At 66.9% G+C, this 16,903-nt stretch carries 8 protein-coding genes; 3 read left to right on the top strand and 5 right to left on the bottom strand.

All coding sequences use genetic code 11. The features are described 5' to 3' along the window. Positions 1 to 173 precede the first annotated feature (173 nt). Together K5658_RS08010 and K5658_RS08005 are read left to right on the top strand one after the other, a co-directional pair. Positions 174 to 1,157 (top strand): PAS domain-containing protein, encoded by a 984-nt coding sequence (locus K5658_RS08010; protein ID WP_221066425.1) that lies wholly within the window; start codon positions 174 to 176, stop codon positions 1,155 to 1,157. Continuing rightward, positions 1,154 to 2,143 (top strand): sensor domain-containing diguanylate cyclase, encoded by a 990-nt coding sequence (locus K5658_RS08005; RefSeq protein ID WP_221066424.1) that lies wholly within the window; start codon positions 1,154 to 1,156, stop codon positions 2,141 to 2,143. Before K5658_RS08010 ends, K5658_RS08005 begins: the two co-directional genes overlap by 4 nt. Here the strand turns inward: K5658_RS08005 and K5658_RS08000 are convergent. The 5 genes from K5658_RS08000 to K5658_RS07980 form a co-directional block, all read right to left on the bottom strand. Further along, the gene (locus K5658_RS08000) at positions 2,140 to 3,273 is read right to left on the bottom strand and encodes an FG-GAP repeat domain-containing protein (RefSeq protein ID WP_221066423.1); all 1,134 of its coding nucleotides are present in this window, start codon (positions 3,271 to 3,273) and stop codon (positions 2,140 to 2,142) included. The genes K5658_RS08005 and K5658_RS08000 overlap by 4 nt on opposite strands. Before the next feature lie 73 nt (positions 3,274 to 3,346). Continuing rightward, positions 3,347 to 4,291: a GDP-L-fucose synthase family protein gene (locus K5658_RS07995; RefSeq protein WP_221066422.1), complete on the bottom strand. Its 945-nt coding sequence runs from the start codon at positions 4,289 to 4,291 to the stop codon at positions 3,347 to 3,349. A gap of 13 nt (positions 4,292 to 4,304) precedes the next feature. Further along, positions 4,305 to 5,396, bottom strand: coding sequence for a GDP-mannose 4,6-dehydratase (gmd, locus tag K5658_RS07990; protein WP_221066421.1), 1,092 nt, complete (start codon positions 5,394 to 5,396; stop codon positions 4,305 to 4,307). 35 nt (positions 5,397 to 5,431) lie between these two features. After that, a complete protein-coding gene (locus K5658_RS07985; RefSeq protein ID WP_221066420.1) occupies positions 5,432 to 6,790 on the bottom strand; it encodes an HlyD family type I secretion periplasmic adaptor subunit in 1,359 nt (452 codons plus the stop codon). Next, a complete protein-coding gene (locus K5658_RS07980; RefSeq protein WP_221066419.1) occupies positions 6,763 to 8,904 on the bottom strand; it encodes a peptidase domain-containing ABC transporter in 2,142 nt (713 codons plus the stop codon). Before K5658_RS07980 ends, K5658_RS07985 begins: the two co-directional genes overlap by 28 nt. A 707-nt stretch (positions 8,905 to 9,611) precedes the next feature. On the opposite strand from K5658_RS07980, the gene K5658_RS07975 reads away from it, so the two are divergent. Continuing rightward, positions 9,612 to 16,871 carry a hypothetical protein gene (locus K5658_RS07975; protein WP_221066418.1) on the top strand — a complete coding sequence of 2,420 codons (7,260 nt, stop codon included), beginning with the start codon at positions 9,612 to 9,614 and terminating at the stop codon, positions 16,869 to 16,871. Positions 16,872 to 16,903 lie beyond the last annotated feature (32 nt).

Raw genomic sequence — 16,903 nt, 5'->3', positions numbered from 1 at the left:
GGCGGTAAACCATCCCATGGCCCGGATTCCGCGCTCCTCCCGCCGGAATGACGGCATCCGAGACAGTGTTAAACCCAAACCCAAACCAAAATCACCTCTGGAATATAGGGTTTATACCCAACAGCCACCAACGGTGCTTAGACCGACCCCTGCCACCCGCCGACCCATCAGCCATGCGATTTCCGAAAATCTTCGCCCATCCATCCACGTATCCGCCCTATCCACGGGCGGAACAGGCACCGGCCCGGAAAATGTACGCGGTGGTGGCCTTGTTCACGGCCATCGTCCTGGGTTCGCTGGGCGTGAACCATTTCTGCGCCCAGGCGCTCGATTCGGTCCGGGCCTATATCGCCGGGGAAGGCTTGTGGTCCAAGGGCCAGAAAACCGCCTTCATCCACCTCCTGCGCTACCTGTCCTCGCACGACGAAGCCGATTACCAAGCGTTCCAACAAGCCATCGCCATCCCCCTGGGCGACCGCCAGGCGCGGCTCGAATTGGACCGGCCCGAGCCGGACCCCGGCCGGGTCCGGGCCGGTTTCCTCGGCGGGGGCAACCATCCCGACGATATCGAGGCTTTGGTGTCGTTTTACCAGCGCTACCACGCCATCGGCTACATGCGCCAAGCCGTCGCCACCTGGGCCGAAGGCGACCGGCACCTCCTGGCCCTGCTCGCCCTGGCCGAACGCCTGCATCGCGAAGCCCTGGACGGCATCCCGCCCGACGCCGATAGCCTGCGCGAACTGGAAACCCTCAACCAACGGCTCTCGACCCTGGAAGCCGCTTTTTCCAGCACACTGGGGGCAGCCTCCCGCTGGGTCAACCACCTCACCCAAATCCTGACCTACGCCAGCGTGGCCCTGTTCCTCGGCCTGGGCCTGTCGCTCTCGCTGCTGATTATCCGCAAGGTCCACCGCGCCGAGCGGACCCTCTACGACAGCGAGGCCCGCTTCCGGCACGTCGTGGATTCCAACATGATCGGGATCGTGTTCTGGCGGCGGGATGGGAAAATCCTGGAGGCCAACCAAGCCTTCCTCAGGATGCTGGGCTATGACGAAGCGGATATCCACGGCCTGGACGGCCTGTCCTGGCAATCCATCACCCCCGAGGAATACGCCGGACTGGACCGGGACGCCCTCCCCCCTACGAAAAGGAATTGATCGGGCGGGATGGCGATAGGATTCCGGTCTGTGTCGGCGCGGCCCTGTTCGGCCATCCCCCCGACCAGGGCGTCGGCTTCGTGCTGGACATGCGCGAGCGCAAGCGCATGGAGGCGCGGCTGCGGCTGGCGGCGCGGGCCATCGAGGACAGCGGCAAGGCCATCGTCATCACCGATGCCGAAAACCGCGTGGTCTTCGCCAACCGCGCCTTCACCGAAATCACCGGCTACGCCCCCCACGAAGTCCTGGGCAAGAGCCAGCACCTGTTCAGCCCGAAAACCGAACATTCGCTGCGGGAAACCGGGCGCTGGGAAGGCGAGATCGTCGGGCGGCGCAAAAGCGGCGCAGCCTATCCCAAATGGTTGAGCATCAGCGCGGTGAAGGACGAACACGGCAGGGTCGGCCATTATGTCGCCATCTTCTCCGATATCACGGAACGCAAGGCGATGGAAAGCAAGATACTCCACCAAGCCCGCCACGACGCCCTGACCGGCCTGCCGAACCGCCTGCTGCTGGAAGAAGGGCTGGGATGCGGCATGGCCGAGGCGGAACGCCGCCATCTGGGCCTGGCAGTCCTGTTCCTCGATTTGGACGGCTTCAAAGCCGTCAACGACAGCTTCGGCCACCGGGTCGGCGACCTGTTGCTGCGGGCGGTGGCGGAACGGCTGCGGCGCGGCGTGCGGCATGACCACGACCTGGTGGGCCGCCTGGGCGGCGACGAATTCGTGGTCATCCTGAACGGCATCCATCATGTCCGCGAAGCCTTGGCCGTGGCCGAAGAATTGGTGGACGCCATCGCCACGCCCTACGATATCGAGGGCCGGACGCTCAGGATCGGTACCAGTATCGGCATCAGCGCCTACCCCCAAGATGGGCGCAGTCCGGCGGAATTGCTCGGCCACGCCGATAGCGCGATGTATCAGGCCAAAAAACAGGGCCGCAATACCTATAGGTGCTATAGCCCCGGTCCGAGGGTACTGAATTAAAAGGCTGTTTTATTCATCAGCACGCTGACCGAATTATCCAGTTGGCTCGGCACAGCGACATCCAGCTTGCCATCGCCATTCCAATCCCCCAACACCACCGAGAAAGGAACCCTCCCGGTCGCATAATCCAGTTTGACTTGGAAAGCGCCATTCCCCAAACCTTTCAACACGCTGACGGTATTCCCATAATAATTGGCGGCGACCAGATCAAGCTTGGTGTCCCCATCCATATCCGCCACCGCCACCCCGGTGGGCGATTGCCCGGTAGGATAATTTACTTCCGCGCCCAAAGTTCCATCGCCATTTCCCAATAAAACGCTCAGCGCATTGCCACGGAAACTCGGGGTGACCACATCGAGCTTACCATCCCGGTTGAAATCCCCCAGCGCGGCCGCTTGCGAAAACGTGCCGGCCGGATAGGTCGCCTTGGGTTTAAAAACTCCTTTGCCATCATTGAGCAAGACGCCGAGCGTGTTGTCGCCCTCGTTCTCGATAGCTATATCGGGCCGGCCATCGCGATTCAAATCCCCCACCGCAATCGCATCGGGATAGGCACCAGTGGGATAATCCACATGGGTATCGAAAGTGCCATCCCCCCGACCGGATAAAACACAAACAACATTTCCATAAAAATTCGTCACGATCAGGTCGGGTTTGCCATCGTAGCCCAAATCCGCCACCGCCACGGCGGTGGCCACCGCGTTCACCGAACCGATGGGGTAATCGACTTTGGGATTGAAGATACCGTTGCCCTTGCCCAGCAGTACGCTCACGACATTGCCGCTGGTGACCGCCAGGTCGGGTTTGCCGTCACGGTTAACATCCCCCACCGCCACGCTATTGGGAAACGCCCCGACCGGATAATCCAAATGGGGATTGAAAGTACCATTGCCCATGCCCAGCAATACGCTCACGCTATTGCCGTTATAATTGGATGTCACCAAATCGAGCTTCCCATCCCGGTTGAAATCCCCGGCGGCGATCCGGTTGGGAGCCAAGCCGGTGGGATAATCCACCTTGGCGGCGAACCCCAAGGTACCGGCATACAATCCAACACCAAAATCGGGGATCACTATCCCGGCGACCAAAGCCCACAAAAGTTTATTGATATGGTTTTTACGTGTTTCCATTGGCTTTTCCATCGTTGTCTTCTATTTCCAGAAGCATAATTTGGGCATCGCATTTCTTTCAACCCGGCCCACCTCAAACCCGCAAGTCCGCCGCGTGACCCAAATACCAACGGTAGGTTTTGCGGATGCCCTCGGCCAGCGGCGTCGCCGCCCGCCAGCCCAGCGCCGACAAGCGCGACACATCGAGCAATTTCCTGGGCGTGCCATCGGGCTTGCTGGCGTCGAAGCGCAGTTCGCCCGCGAACCCCACCTCGGCCCGGATCATTCCGGCCAGTTCGCGGATCGATAAATCCTCGCCGGTCCCGATATTGACGATCCCTGGGTCCGAGTAATTTTCCATCAAGAACACCACGGCCTCGGCCAGGTCGTCCACGTAGAGGAATTCCCGCCGGGGCGTGCCGCTGCCCCAGACCGTGACGGCGGCGTCGCCGCGCTGCTTGGCCTCGTGGAACTTGCGCAGCAAGGCCGGCAGGACGTGGGATTTCTCCAGGTCGAAATAATCGCCCGGCCCGTAGAGGTTGGTGGGCATCAGGCTGATGGCGTCGAAGCCATATTGCCGCCGGTAGGCTTGGCACATTTTTATACCGGCGATCTTGGCGACGGCGTACCACTCGTTGGTGGGTTCCAGCGCCCCCGTGAGCAGGTGTTCCTCGCGCATGGGCTGGGGCGCGGCCTTGGGGTAGATGCAGGACGAACCCAGGAACACGAACTTGCGCACCCCGGCCCGGTAGGCGCAATCGATCAGGTGGTTCTGGATGAAGAGGTTGTCGCGGATGAAGTCGGCGGGATAGCTGTCGTTGGCGAGGATGCCCCCGACCTTGGCGGCGGCGTCGATCACCACCTCGGGTTTTTCCTGCTGGAACAAGGCCGCGACGGCGCGGTAATCGGTCAGGTCCACTTCGCCGCGGGCGCGGGTGAGCAGGTTGTGATAGCCCCGCCGTTCCAAGCAGCGCAGCACCGCCGACCCCACCAAGCCCCGGTGGCCCGCCACGAAAATCTTCCGATCCAGGTTGTCCATGTTCGCGCCTCGCTCATTCTTCGCTGCGTTCGGGGATGGCATAGCCTTCGCGGCGGCAGAGGGCGTCGCGCTCGGCGGCTTTCCTATCCTCCCGCACCATTTCCTCGACCAGTTGGCGGTAGGGGATGCGTGGGGTCCAGCCCAGTTTTTCCCGCGCCTTGGTCGGGTCGCCCAACAGGGTTTCGACTTCGGCGGGGCGGAAATAACGCGGGTCGATTTCGACCACGCAGCGCCCGGTGTCGGCGTCGTAGCCTTTTTCCTCGACGCCGTGGCCGCGCCATTCCAGCCGCATCTCCAAGAACTCCGCCGCCGTCTCGACGAATTCGCGCACCGTGTGCTGCACGCCGGTGGCGATGACGTAATCGTCGGGCGCGGGTTGTTGCAGCATCAGCCATTGCATTTCGATGTAGTCGCGGGCGTGGCCCCAATCGCGGCGGGCGTCGAGGTTGCCGAGGTGCAGCCGCTCCTGCATCCCGGCCTTGATGCGGGCGAGGCCGCGGGTGATTTTGCGGGTGACGAAGGTTTCGCCGCGGAGGGGTGACTCATGATTGAACAGTATGCCATTACAGGCATACATCCCATAGGCTTCCCGGTAATTGACCGTGATCCAATAGGCGTAGAGCTTGGCGACGGCGTAGGGCGAGCGGGGATAGAACGGCGTGGTTTCCCGTTGCGGGGTTTCCAGCACCTTGCCGAACAACTCGGAGGTGGAGGCTTGGTAGAACCGGGTTTTGTCCGTCAATCCCAGGATGCGGATGGCTTCCAACAGCCGCAGCGTGCCCAGGCCGTCGGCGTCCGCCGTGTATTCCGGGGTTTCGAACGACACCTGCACATGGCTTTGCGCCGCGAGGTTGTAGATTTCGTCGGGCCGGACCTGCTGGACGATGCGGATCAGGTTGGTGGAATCGGTCAGGTCGCCGTAATGCAGGATGAAACGGCGGTGATCGACATGGGGGTCCTGGTACAGGTGGTCGATGCGCTCGGTGTTGAACAGCGAGGCCCGCCGCTTCACCCCATGCACCTCGTAGCCCTTGCCGAGCAGGAATTCGGCGAGATAAGCCCCGTCCTGGCCGGTCACGCCGGTAATCAACGCCACTTTGGTCATGGTTGTTCTCCCTTCGTTTAAGGTTTTGGCGGCGGTCACGGCTCGCGCATCGATTCATCCAGGGCGCGGGTCAAGGGCCACAGCAGATAGGACATCACCGAGCGCTTGCCCACCACGATTTCCGCCGTGAGGGTCATGCCGGGCAGCAGGCGGGCGTGGGCGGGCAAGCGCCGCAAATGGGTGTCGCCCAGTTCGATGCGGCTCAGGTAATAGGCGTCCAAGCCGTCGGCCTGGGCATTGGCGTCGCGGCGGAAGGCGTCCTCGCTGAGGGTCCGCACCTTCGCCTCCAACGTGCCATGGCGCTGGAAAGGATAGGCGTCGAGCTTGAGATGCGCGAGGTCGCCGGGCTTGACATAGCCCACGTCCAGGGAATCGATCTGGACCTCGGCCTCCAGCTTGGCATCGAGCGGAACCAGGGTGAACAAGGCTTCCGCCCCCCGCGCCACCGAGCCTTGCGAGAGCTTGGCGATTTCCAGCACCACGGCGTCGGAGGGCGATGTGAGCGTCACCAGCTTCTGGCGCTTGTCCGCCTTCTGCAATTGCTCCTTGATCGAATCGCGCTCCCGCGTGACCGCCAATAGCTCCTCCATGGTCTTTTGCCGCCAACCCTTCTCGAACGCCGCCTTTTCCGCCTGGGTCGAAGCCAGTTCCTTGCGTAGTTCCTGCTCGCGGTTGATCGCCAATTGCATATCGCGCTCCACTTCCAAACGCCGCTCGCGGGCTTCCAGCAAGCCGGTCTTGGGACCGAGTTGGCGTTCGACCAGGCTTTGCTGCATGGTTTCCATTTCCCGCAACGGCTCGATGCGCTCGGCCAAGGCCTTTTGGTCGCGGCGGTCGGTTTCGATGGCGGCTTGCAGGCGGGCGAGGCTTTCGTCGAAATGGGTGATCTGGGCCGCGTAATTGGCCCGCCGCTCGTCCAGGAGTTCGGCCTGCAGTTGGGTATCGGCATCGACCGGGGCCGCGGGCGACGGACCCAGCTTACCGGCCAGTTCGGCTTGGAGGCGGCGGGTCTCGGTGTCCAGGCTGTTGAGGCGCACCCGCAACTGCGCCTCGTCGGCGCTGGCGAAGGTCGGGTCCAGGGTCGCCAGCCGCTCGCCCTTCCGCACCACCTGGCCCAGGCGCACATCCAGGCTCTGGATGATGGCGGTTTCCAAGGGCTGGACCACGATATTGGGCAAGGGCGTGACCAAGCGCCCATGCGCCACCACCACCCGCTCGATCTCGGAAAAATAAGCCCAGGCCAGGAAGACCACCAAGACGGCGAACAGGACGTGCAAGGTCAACCGGGCCACCCGCGGCAAGGGGGCGCGTTCGATTTCGTCGGCGTCGGGCAGGAAATCGACCGCCGTGGCCGGATGGGCCGGTTCTACAGGTGGCTGGTTTGTTGATGCCATAGCTGTTGATAGGTGGGGCAACGGGTCAGCAATTCTTCGTGGCGGCCGCTATCGACCAAGCAGCCCCGCTGCATCACCAGGATGGCATGGGCGTTGACCAGGGTGGACAGGCGATGGGAAATCATGACGACGGTGCGGCCCACGGCGATGCGCGACAGGTTGCGGATAAAAATAGCCTCGCTTTCGGGGTCGAGGGCGCTGGCGGCCTCGTCGAGGATCAGGATGCGCGGCTTGGTGAGCAGGGCGCGGGCGATGGACAGGCGCTGTTTCTGGCCGCCGCTCAGGTTCGAGGCGTTCTCCTCCAATAAGGTGTCGTAGCCCTGCGGGAAGCGCTCGATGAATTCCTCCGCCCCCGCCGCCTGGCTGGCCGCGACGATCTCCTCGAAACTGGCGTCGGGCCGGGCCACGGCGATGTTGTCGCGGATGGTGCCGCGGAACAGGAAATTCTCCTGCAAGACCACCCCGATCTGGCGGCGCAGATGGGCCAGATCGATCTCGCGCGCGTCCACGCCGTCGAAACGGATGATGCCCTCCTGCGGCGCGTACAAACCCTGGATCAGCTTGGTCAACGTGGTCTTCCCGGAACCGCTGCGCCCGACGATGCCCACCACCTTGCCCGCCGGGATGGCGAACGCGGCACGGTCCAGGGCGGCGGTGGTCGATTCCGGGTAGCGGAACGTCACGTCCTCGAAGCGGATTTCCCCGACCAACTGCGGCCTGAGGTTGCCCGCGCCGGGACGGCTTTCCGGGGGCCGGTTCATCACCTCGCCCAGCATCCGCACCGACAGGGCGGTCTGCTGGTATTGGTTGACCAGGGCCACGATCTGCACCAAGGGCGCGACCACCCGCCCGGAAATCATCTGGAAGGCGATCAAGGCGCCGACCGTGAGGGTCTGGTCGAACACGTCCTGGGCGCCGATGACGATGACCGTGACCGGCAACAGCTTCCCCAGGAAATCGGTCAGGGCGTTGCCGGCGATGGCGAGCTTGCCCACCTTGAAATGCGAGGCGATCGACAGCGCGGACAACTGGTCCCAGGCCCGGCGCTGGGCCGGCTCGATGGCCAGCGCCTTGACCGTCCGCATGCCATGGATGGTCTCGACCAACAAGGCTTGGCGGCTGCCCTCGGCCCGGTACAGCGCGTCCAGCAAACGGCGGAAGGTCGGCATCAACAAGCCCACGGTGGCGACGATCACCGCGGTGAAACCCAGCACGATCATCGCCAGCTTGACCGAATAGGCGAACAGGATCGGCATGAAAATCCCCAGCGCGGCCAGGTCGAGGGTGGTGGTGAACAACTGGCCGGTGAGGAACTGGCGGATGATTTCCAATTGCTGCATATGGCGGACCACCACGCCCGCCGCCGCCGTCTCGAAATAATCGATGGGCAAGGACAGCAAATGGCCGAACGCCCGCCGGGTGATCCGCATATCGATCTTGTTGGTGGCGGCCAGGGTCAGCAATTGGCGCAGATAGCCGAACACCGAATCGAACAGCAGCGCCAGGGCGATCCCCACCGCCAGCACCCACAGGGTGGAAACGCTCTTGTGGACCAAGACCTTGTCCACCACCAACTGGAAAAAGATCGGGGTCGCCAGCCCCAGCACATGCATGCCCAAGGCGGCGATGGCGATATCGCGGAAGGCGTCCTTCTGGCGGAGGATTTCCGGCACGAACCAGCGCAGGCCGAACGGCTGGTCCGGGTCGTTCAGGGCGTGATGGCGCTTGAGGAACACCACCTCCCCGCTCCAGCGCTCGCGGAACTGCCCGCCCGGAGCCAGGATGACCTCGGCCTTGCCCGCCATGGGATCGATCAAGGCCACCCGCCCGCCCTCCTGGGGCTGGACCGCGACCACGATCACCATATTGCCGCCGTTCAACCGGGCCATGAGCGGGAATACCCCGTCCTGCGCCAACAAGCCGTCCCAAGCGAGTTTTTGCAGCTTGGCCTTGAGTCCGATGTCCTGGGCCATGCGGAGCAATAAAGCGGGCCGGGGCTCCTCCGCGCCCAGGGCGTATTCGTCGATCAGCCGCTCCGGGTTGACCCGGAGTCCATGGTGCTGGGCGATGGCGGTGAGGCACTGGACGGCGGTATGCGGAAAAGCGGCGGGCATGGGCGTGTTCGGAAATGGACGGGTCTGGTGGGTGTCATGGATTGGCCGGGACAAGGCCGGTCTTGAGGGAAGTCTAGTGCCCAATCCTTCCGCGTGCGCGGTGACGGACACATGGCCCACCGGTCCGGCTCCGTGGATGGGCATGCGTCCCGCAATACACGGCGCGTCTCCCGGCCAGGCCAGCGGCTTCTACAGGTTCTTAGTAGTTCCAACAGTGTTCACCAGCTCTACAGCATAAATACCGTTATTTTTTATAAACATATCCCGCTTATCCCAAACCAAAACAGGGCAGATTTAAACCGATGAATATTTTACGTGAAAAAATTCCCAGCCCATCCAGCAGGCGATATTCGGAAGCGTCATCCCTATAGATGCCCAGCCCAAACCACTGTCTCCAAAAAAAACATATATCAAATAAAAATTACACAAAAATAATACTAAAGTTTCACCCAGCCCTACCGCTACATACTGAAAAATCTATCTGTAGACCTTGGCCTCGGGACCCAACCCCCACTTCGTCGATCCACATGGGACACCCAAACCCTGGGCCTGAAAACAGTATTTAAAGGTTTAACTATCCGGTGGCGAGCGTATCAATCGAAATATATCGAAAGCTGTTATCTGCCGGATATTTCATTTTTATACCTGAATGAATGCCGATGCCGGGTCATCGTGGACATTCCAAATAACTTGAAGAGGATACGAATATGAGCTCCATAGTCATTGGCATGACCACCGCCCAGATCGCTGCGCTCACGACGGCCCAGGTCCAATCGCTCTCCACTGCGGATTTCGCCGCGCTCACTACCACCCAAATCGCGGCCTTCACCACCGCCCAAATACAAATCATCGAAACCAGGGATTTGGCGGCGCTCTCGACGACCCAAATCAACCAAGGCCTGACCACCACCCAGATCGCCGCGCTGACGACCGCGCAAGCGCTCAACATGGGTACCGCCCAGGTCGCGGCCTTCACCACCGCCCAGGCGGCGGCGCTGGAAACCGCCGATCTCGCCGTCTTCAAGACCGCCCAGATCGCCGTCATGACCACGGCCCAGGTCGCCGCCCTCACCACCGCCCAGGCCGTGGCCCTCACCACCCTGCAAGCCGCGGCGCTGACCACCGCGCAAACGGCGGCCTTGACCACCGCCCAGGTCGCGGCCATGGAGACCGCCGACCTCGTCGCCTTCAAGACCACCCAGATCGCCGCGATGAACACCGCCCAGGTCGCGGCGCTCGCCACCACCACCATCGCCGCCCTGAAGACCGCCCAGGCAACGGCGCTCACCACCGCCCAGGTCGCGGCGATGACCACCGCCCAGGCGGCGGCTTTGACCACCGCCCAGGCCGCGATCCTGTCCACCGCCCAGACGGCGGCGCTCACCACCGACCAGGTCGCCGCCCTCGAAACCGCCGACCTCGCCGCCTTCAGGACCGTCCAGGTCGCGGCGCTCACCACGGCACAGGTCGCCGCCCTCACCACCACCCAGGCGGTCGCCTTCACCACCACCCAGGCGGCGGCGCTCACCACCCTCCAGACGGCGGCCTTGACCACCGCCCAGGTCGCGGCCATGGAGACCGCCGACCTCGCCGCCTTCAAGACCACCCAGGTCGCCGCGATGAACACCGCCCAGGTCGCGGCGCTCGCCACCGCCGCGATCGCCGCCCTGAAAACCGCCCAGGCGGCGGCGCTCACCACCGCCCAGGTCGCGGCGATGACCACCGCCCAGGCCGTGGCCCTCACCACCGCCCAGGCCACGATCCTGTCCACCGCCCAGACGGCGGCGCTCACCACCGCCCAGGTCGCCGCCCTCGAAACCGCCGACCTCGCCGCCTTCAGGACCGTCCAGGTCGCGGCGCTCACCACCGCCCAGGTCGCCGCCCTCGCCACCACCCAGGCGGTCGCCCTCACCACCACCCAGGCGGCGGCGCTCACCACCCTCCAGACGGCGGCCTTGACCACCGCCCAGGTCGCGGCCATGGAAACCGCCGACCTCGCCGCCTTCAAGACCGCCCAGGTCGCCGCGATGAACACCGCCCAGGCGGCGGCGCTCACCACCGCCGCCATCATCGCCCTGAAAACCGCCCAGGTCGCGGCCTTGACCACCGCCCAGGTCGCCGCCTTGACCACCGCCCAGGCCGTGGCCCTCACCACCGCCCAGGCCACGATCCTGTCCACCGCCCAGACGGCGGCGCTGACGACCTCGCAGGTCGCCGCCCTCGAAACCGCCGACCTCGCCGCCTTCAAGACCCTCCAGGTCGCGGCGCTCACCACGGCCCAGGTCGCCGCCCTCGCCACCACCCAGGCGGTCGCCTTCACCACCACCCAGGCGGCGGCGCTCACCACCGCCCAGACGGCGGCGCTCACCACCGCCCAGGTCGCGGCCATGGAGACCGCCGACCTCGCCGCCTTCAGGACCGCCCAGGTTTCCGCCCTCACCACCGCGCAGACGGCGGCGCTCACCACCGCCGCCATCGCCGCCCTGAAGACCGCCCAGGCGGCGGCGCTCACCACCGCCCAGGTCGCGGCCTTGACCACCGCCCAGGCCGTGGCCCTCACCACCGCCCAGGCCGCGATCCTGTCCACCGCCCAGACGGCGGCGCTCACCACCGACCAGGTCGCCGCCCTCGAAACCGCCGACCTCGTCGCCTTCAAGACCCTCCAGGTCGCGGCGCTCACCACCGCCCAGGTCGCGGCGCTCACCACCACCCAGGCGGTCGCCCTCACCACCACCCAGGCGGCGGCGCTCACCACCGCCCAGACCGCCGCGATGACCACCGCCCAGGTCGCGGCCATGGAGACCGCCGACCTCGCCGCCTTCAAGACCGCCCAGGTCGCCGCCCTCACCACCGCGCAGACGGCGGCGCTCGCCACCGCCGCCATCGCCGCCCTGAAGACCGCCCAGGCGGCGGCGCTCACCACCGCCCAGGTCGCCGCGATGACCACCGCCCAGGCCGTGGCCCTCACCACCGCCCAGGCCGCGATCCTGTCCACCGCCCAGACGGCGGCGCTGACGACCGCCCAGGTCGCCGCCATGGAAACCGCCGACCTCGCCGCCTTCAGGACCCTCCAGGTCGCCGCGATGACCACCGCCCAGGTCGCGGCGCTCGCCACCACCGCCATCGCCGCCCTGAAGACCGCCCAGGCGGCGGCGCTCACCACCGCCCAGGTCGCCGCGATGACCACCGCCCAGGCCGTGGCCCTCACCACCGCCCAGGCCGCGATCCTGTCCATCGCCCAGACGGCGGCGCTCACCACCGACCAGGTCGCGGCCCTCGAAACCGCCGACCTCGCCGCCTTCAGGACCGTCCAGGTCGCGGCGCTCACCACGGCACAGGTCGCCGCCCTCACCACCACCCAGGCGGTCGCCTTCACCACCACCCAGGCGGCGGCGCTCACCACCCTCCAGACGGCGGCCTTGACCACCGCCCAGGTCGCGGCCATGGAAACCGCCGACCTCGCCGCCTTCAAGACCACCCAGGTCGCCGCGATGAACACGGCCCAGGTCGCGGCGCTCGCCACCGCCGCCATCGCCGCCCTGAAGACCGCCCAGGCGGCGGCGCTCACCACCGCCCAGGTCGCCGCGATGACCACCGCCCAGGCCGTGGCCCTCACCACCGCCCAGGCCACGATCCTGTCCACCGCCCAGACGGCGGCGCTGACGACCGCCCAGGTCGCCGCCTTCGAAACCGCCGACCTCGCCGCCTTCAGGACCGTCCAGGTCGCGGCGCTCACCACGGCCCAGGTCGCCGCCCTCGCCACCACCCAGGCGGTCGCCCTCACCACCACCCAGGCGGCGGCGCTCACCACCCTCCAGACGGCGGCCTTGACCACCGCCCAGGTCGCGGCCCTCGAAACCGCCGACCTCGCCGCCTTCAAGACCGCCCAGATCGCCGCGATGAACACCGCCCAGGCGGCGGCGCTCACCACCGCCGCCATCATCGCCCTGAAAACCGCCCAGGTCGCGGCCTTGACCACCGCCCAGGTCGCCGCCTTGACCACCGCCCAGGCCGTGGCCTTGACCACCGCCCAGGCCGCGATCCTGTCCACCGCCCAGACGGCGGCGCTGACGACCTCGCAGGTCGCCGCCCTCGAAACCGCCGACCTCGCCGCCTTCAAGACCCTCCAGGTCGCGGCGCTCACCACGGCCCAGGTCGCCGCCCTCGCCACCACCCAGGCGGTCGCCCTCACCACCACCCAGGCGGCGGCGCTCACCACCGCCCAGACGGCGGCGCTCACCACCGCCCAGGTCGCGGCCATGGAGACCGCCGACCTCGCCGCCTTCAGGACCGCCCAGGTTTCCGCCCTCACCACCGCGCAGACGGCGGCGCTCACCACCGCCGCCATCGCCGCCCTGAAGACCGCCCAGGCGGCGGCGCTCACCACCGCCCAGGTCGCGGCCTTGACCACCGCCCAGGCCGTGGCCCTCACCACCGCCCAGGCCGCGATCCTGTCCACCGCCCAGACGGCGGCGCTCACCACCGACCAGGTCGCCGCCCTCGAAACCGCCGACCTCGTCGCCTTCAAGACCCTCCAGGTCGCGGCGCTCACCACCGCCCAGGTCGCGGCGCTCACCACCACCCAGGCGGTCGCCCTCACCACCACCCAGGCGGCGGCGCTCACCACCGCCCAGACCGCCGCGATGACCACCGCCCAGGTCGCGGCCATGGAGACCGCCGACCTCGCCGCCTTCAAGACCGCCCAGGTCGCCGCCCTCACCACCGCGCAGACGGCGGCGCTCGCCACCGCCGCCATCGCCGCCCTGAAGACCGCCCAGGCGGCGGCGCTCACCACCGCCCAGGTCGCCGCGATGACCACCGCCCAGGCCGTGGCCCTCACCACCGCCCAGGCCGCGATCCTGTCCACCGCCCAGACGGCGGCGCTGACGACCGCCCAGGTCGCCGCCATGGAAACCGCCGACCTCGCCGCCTTCAGGACCCTCCAGGTCGCCGCGATGACCACCGCCCAGGTCGCGGCGCTCGCCACCACCGCCATCGCCGCCCTGAAGACCGCCCAGGCGGCGGCGCTCACCACCGCCCAGGTCGCCGCGATGACCACCGCCCAGGCCGTGGCCCTCACCACCGCCCAGGCCGCGATCCTGTCCATCGCCCAGACGGCGGCGCTCACCACCGACCAGGTCGCGGCCCTCGAAACCGCCGACCTCGCCGCCTTCAGGACCGTCCAGGTCGCGGCGCTCACCACGGCACAGGTCGCCGCCCTCACCACCACCCAGGCGGTCGCCCTCACCACCACCCAGGCGGCGGCGCTCACCACCCTCCAGACGGCGGCCTTGACCACCGCCCAGGTCGCGGCCATGGAGACCGCCGACCTCGCCGCCTTCAAGACCACCCAGGTCGCCGCGATGAACACGGCCCAGGTCGCGGCGCTCGCCACCGCCACCATCGCCGCCCTGAAGACCGCCCAAGTTGTGGCACTCACCACCACCCAGGTCGCCGCAATGACCACCGCCCAGGCCGTGGCCCTCACCACCGCCCAGGCCGCGATCCTGTCCATCGCCCAGACGGCGGCACTGACGACCTCGCAGATCGCCGCCCTCGAAACCGCCGACCTCGCCGCCTTCAAGACCCTCCAGGTCGCGGCGCTGACGACCGCCCAGGTCGCGGCGCTCACCACCGCCCAGGCCGTGGCCCTCACCACCCTGCAAGCCGCGGCGCTGACCACCCTCCAGACGGCGGCCTTGACCACCGCCCAGGTCGCGGCCATGGAGACCGCCGACCTCGTCGCCTTCAAGACCACCCAGGTCGCCGCGATGAACACCGCCCAGGTCGCGGCGCTCGCCACCACCGCCATCGCCGCCCTGAAGACCGCCCAGGCGGCGGCGCTCACCACCGCCCAGGTCGCCGCGATGACCACCGCCCAGGCCGTGGCCCTCACCACCGCCCAGGCCGCGATCCTGTCCATCGCCCAGACGGCGGCACTGACCACCGACCAGGTCGCCGCCCTCGAAACCGCCGATCTCGCCGCCTTCAGGACCGTCCAGGTCGCGGCGCTCACCACGGCCCAGGTCGCCGCCCTCGCCACCACCCAGGCGGTCGCCTTCACCACCACCCAGGCGGCGGCGCTCACCACCCTCCAGACGGCGGCCTTGACCACCGCCCAGGTCGCGGCCATGGAAACCGCCGACCTCGCCGCCTTCAAGACCGCCCAGGTCGCCGCGATGAACACCGCCCAGGTCGCGGCACTCACCACCGCCGCCATCGCCGCCCTGAAAACCGCCCAGGCGGCGGCGCTCACCACCGCCCAGGTCGCGGCCTTGACCACCGCCCAGGCCGTGGCCTTGACCACCGCCCAGGCCACGATCCTGTCCACCGCCCAGACGGCGGCGCTGACGACCGCCCAGGTTGCCGCCATGGAAACCGCCGATCTCGTCGCCTTCAGGACCGTCCAGATCGCCGCCCTCACCACCGCCCAGGTCGCGGCGCTCACCACCGCCACCATCGCGGCGCTCGCCACCACCCAGGCGACGGCGCTCACCACCGCCCAGGTCGCGGCCTTGACCACCGCCCAGGCCGTGGCCTTGACCACGGTCCAAGCCGCGATCCTGTCCACCGCCCAAACCACGGCGCTCACCACGGCCCAGGTCGCCGCCCTCGAAACCGCCGACCTCGCCGCCCTCAGGACCGCCCAGATCGCGGCCTTGACCACCGCCCAGATCGCGGCCCTGACCACCACCGAGGCGGTCGCCCTGACCACCCTCCAGGCGGCGTCCCTGACCACCGCGCAAGCGGCGGCCTTGACCACCAACCAAGTGGCGGCCCTTGAAACCGCCGATCTGGTCGCCCTGGGCACCACCCAGATCGCCGCGCTCACCACGGCGGGTATCGCGGCGCTCACCACCAACGCCATCGTGGCCCTGACCACCCGTCAGGTCGTGGCCCTCACCACCCAGCAGTTGGTGAACCTGACCACGGTGCAAGTGGCCGCGATGGAAACCGGCGACCTTACTGCCCTGACCACCAGCCAGATCGTGGTATTGACCACCAACCAGATCGCGGCCCTGACCACCTTCGAGGTGGCCGCGCTCAACACCGCCCAGGTCATGGCGCTGACCACCACCCAGATCAGTTCCTTCAACACGGTCCAGATCAGCCATTTGCAGATCGGGAGCCCGGTGGCGCTGGACCTCAACGGGGATGGGGTCAAATCGCTGGGGATCGACGCCGGTACGCGCTTCGATTTGTTCGGCACCGGGCAGGATACCGCCACCGGCTGGATCAACCGGAAAGACGGCCTGTTGGCGCTGGACCGCAACCACGACGGCGTCATCGGCGATGGCACCGAGCTGTTCGGCAACGCCACCCCGCTGCCTTCCGGCGGCACGGCGGCCAACGGCTACGCGGCCCTGGCGGCCCTGGATCAAGACCACGACGGCCAGCTCGACGCCCAGGACGCGGCCTTCAAAGACCTCCGGGTCTGGGTCGATGCCAACTCGGATGGCGTCAGCCAATCCGGGGAGCTGCGGACCCTCGCCGCGTTGGGTATCACGCAAATCGGGGTGGATGCCGAGCAGACTTCGATCAAGGACCAAGGCAACTGGATCAACCTGATCTCCACCTACCAGACCCAGGACGGCGCCACCCATCAAACGGCGGATGTCTGGTTCGTGGCCGACAAGTCGCAACAAGCCAACGGCGACGGCCAAGGCTTGCGGACCCAGGTCAGCGGCATGGCCCAGGCCATCGCGGCCTTCGCCGAGTCCCAGACCCAGCCCGCCGGCGGCACGCTGCCGGGACTCGACGCCCCGTCCGGCAACCAGACCGGCACCGTGGCGGCGAACGTCTCCCGCATCAGCGGCTTGTTGGACCGCTTCGACGCCAACGGCAACCCGCGCTCCGCCGTGCCGGGCTTGGGGCAATCGACCGCCACGCCGCTCAACGTCGCGGACGCGCTGGACCCGGCCAAGACCGGCTTCCTCGCCATCGGCGGCGACAAGGGAGGCAAATAGCTTGGCAAGCGCCACCCGGAACCGATAGGCTG

Source organism: Methylomagnum ishizawai (assembly GCF_019670005.1).
In the GTDB taxonomy this organism is placed as follows: Bacteria; Pseudomonadota; Gammaproteobacteria; order Methylococcales; family Methylococcaceae; genus Methylomagnum; species Methylomagnum ishizawai.
This window is presented reverse-complemented; position numbering and strand designations above follow the sequence as displayed.

What these genes read in the sequence shown, in the direction of transcription:
- K5658_RS07985 (WP_221066420.1), bottom strand. Translation starts at nt 6,790, where the DNA reads ATGGCATCAACAAACCAGCCACCTGTAGAACCGGCCCATCCGGCCACG.
- K5658_RS07975 (WP_221066418.1), top strand. Translation starts at nt 9,612, where the DNA reads ATGAGCTCCATAGTCATTGGCATGACCACCGCCCAGATCGCTGCGCTC.
- K5658_RS08000 (WP_221066423.1), bottom strand. Translation starts at nt 3,273, where the DNA reads ATGGAAACACGTAAAAACCATATCAATAAACTTTTGTGGGCTTTGGTC.
- K5658_RS07995 (WP_221066422.1), bottom strand. Translation starts at nt 4,291, where the DNA reads ATGGACAACCTGGATCGGAAGATTTTCGTGGCGGGCCACCGGGGCTTG.
- gmd (WP_221066421.1), bottom strand. Translation starts at nt 5,396, where the DNA reads ATGACCAAAGTGGCGTTGATTACCGGCGTGACCGGCCAGGACGGGGCT.
- K5658_RS07980 (WP_221066419.1), bottom strand. Translation starts at nt 8,904, where the DNA reads ATGCCCGCCGCTTTTCCGCATACCGCCGTCCAGTGCCTCACCGCCATC.
- K5658_RS08010 (WP_221066425.1), top strand. Translation starts at nt 174, where the DNA reads ATGCGATTTCCGAAAATCTTCGCCCATCCATCCACGTATCCGCCCTAT.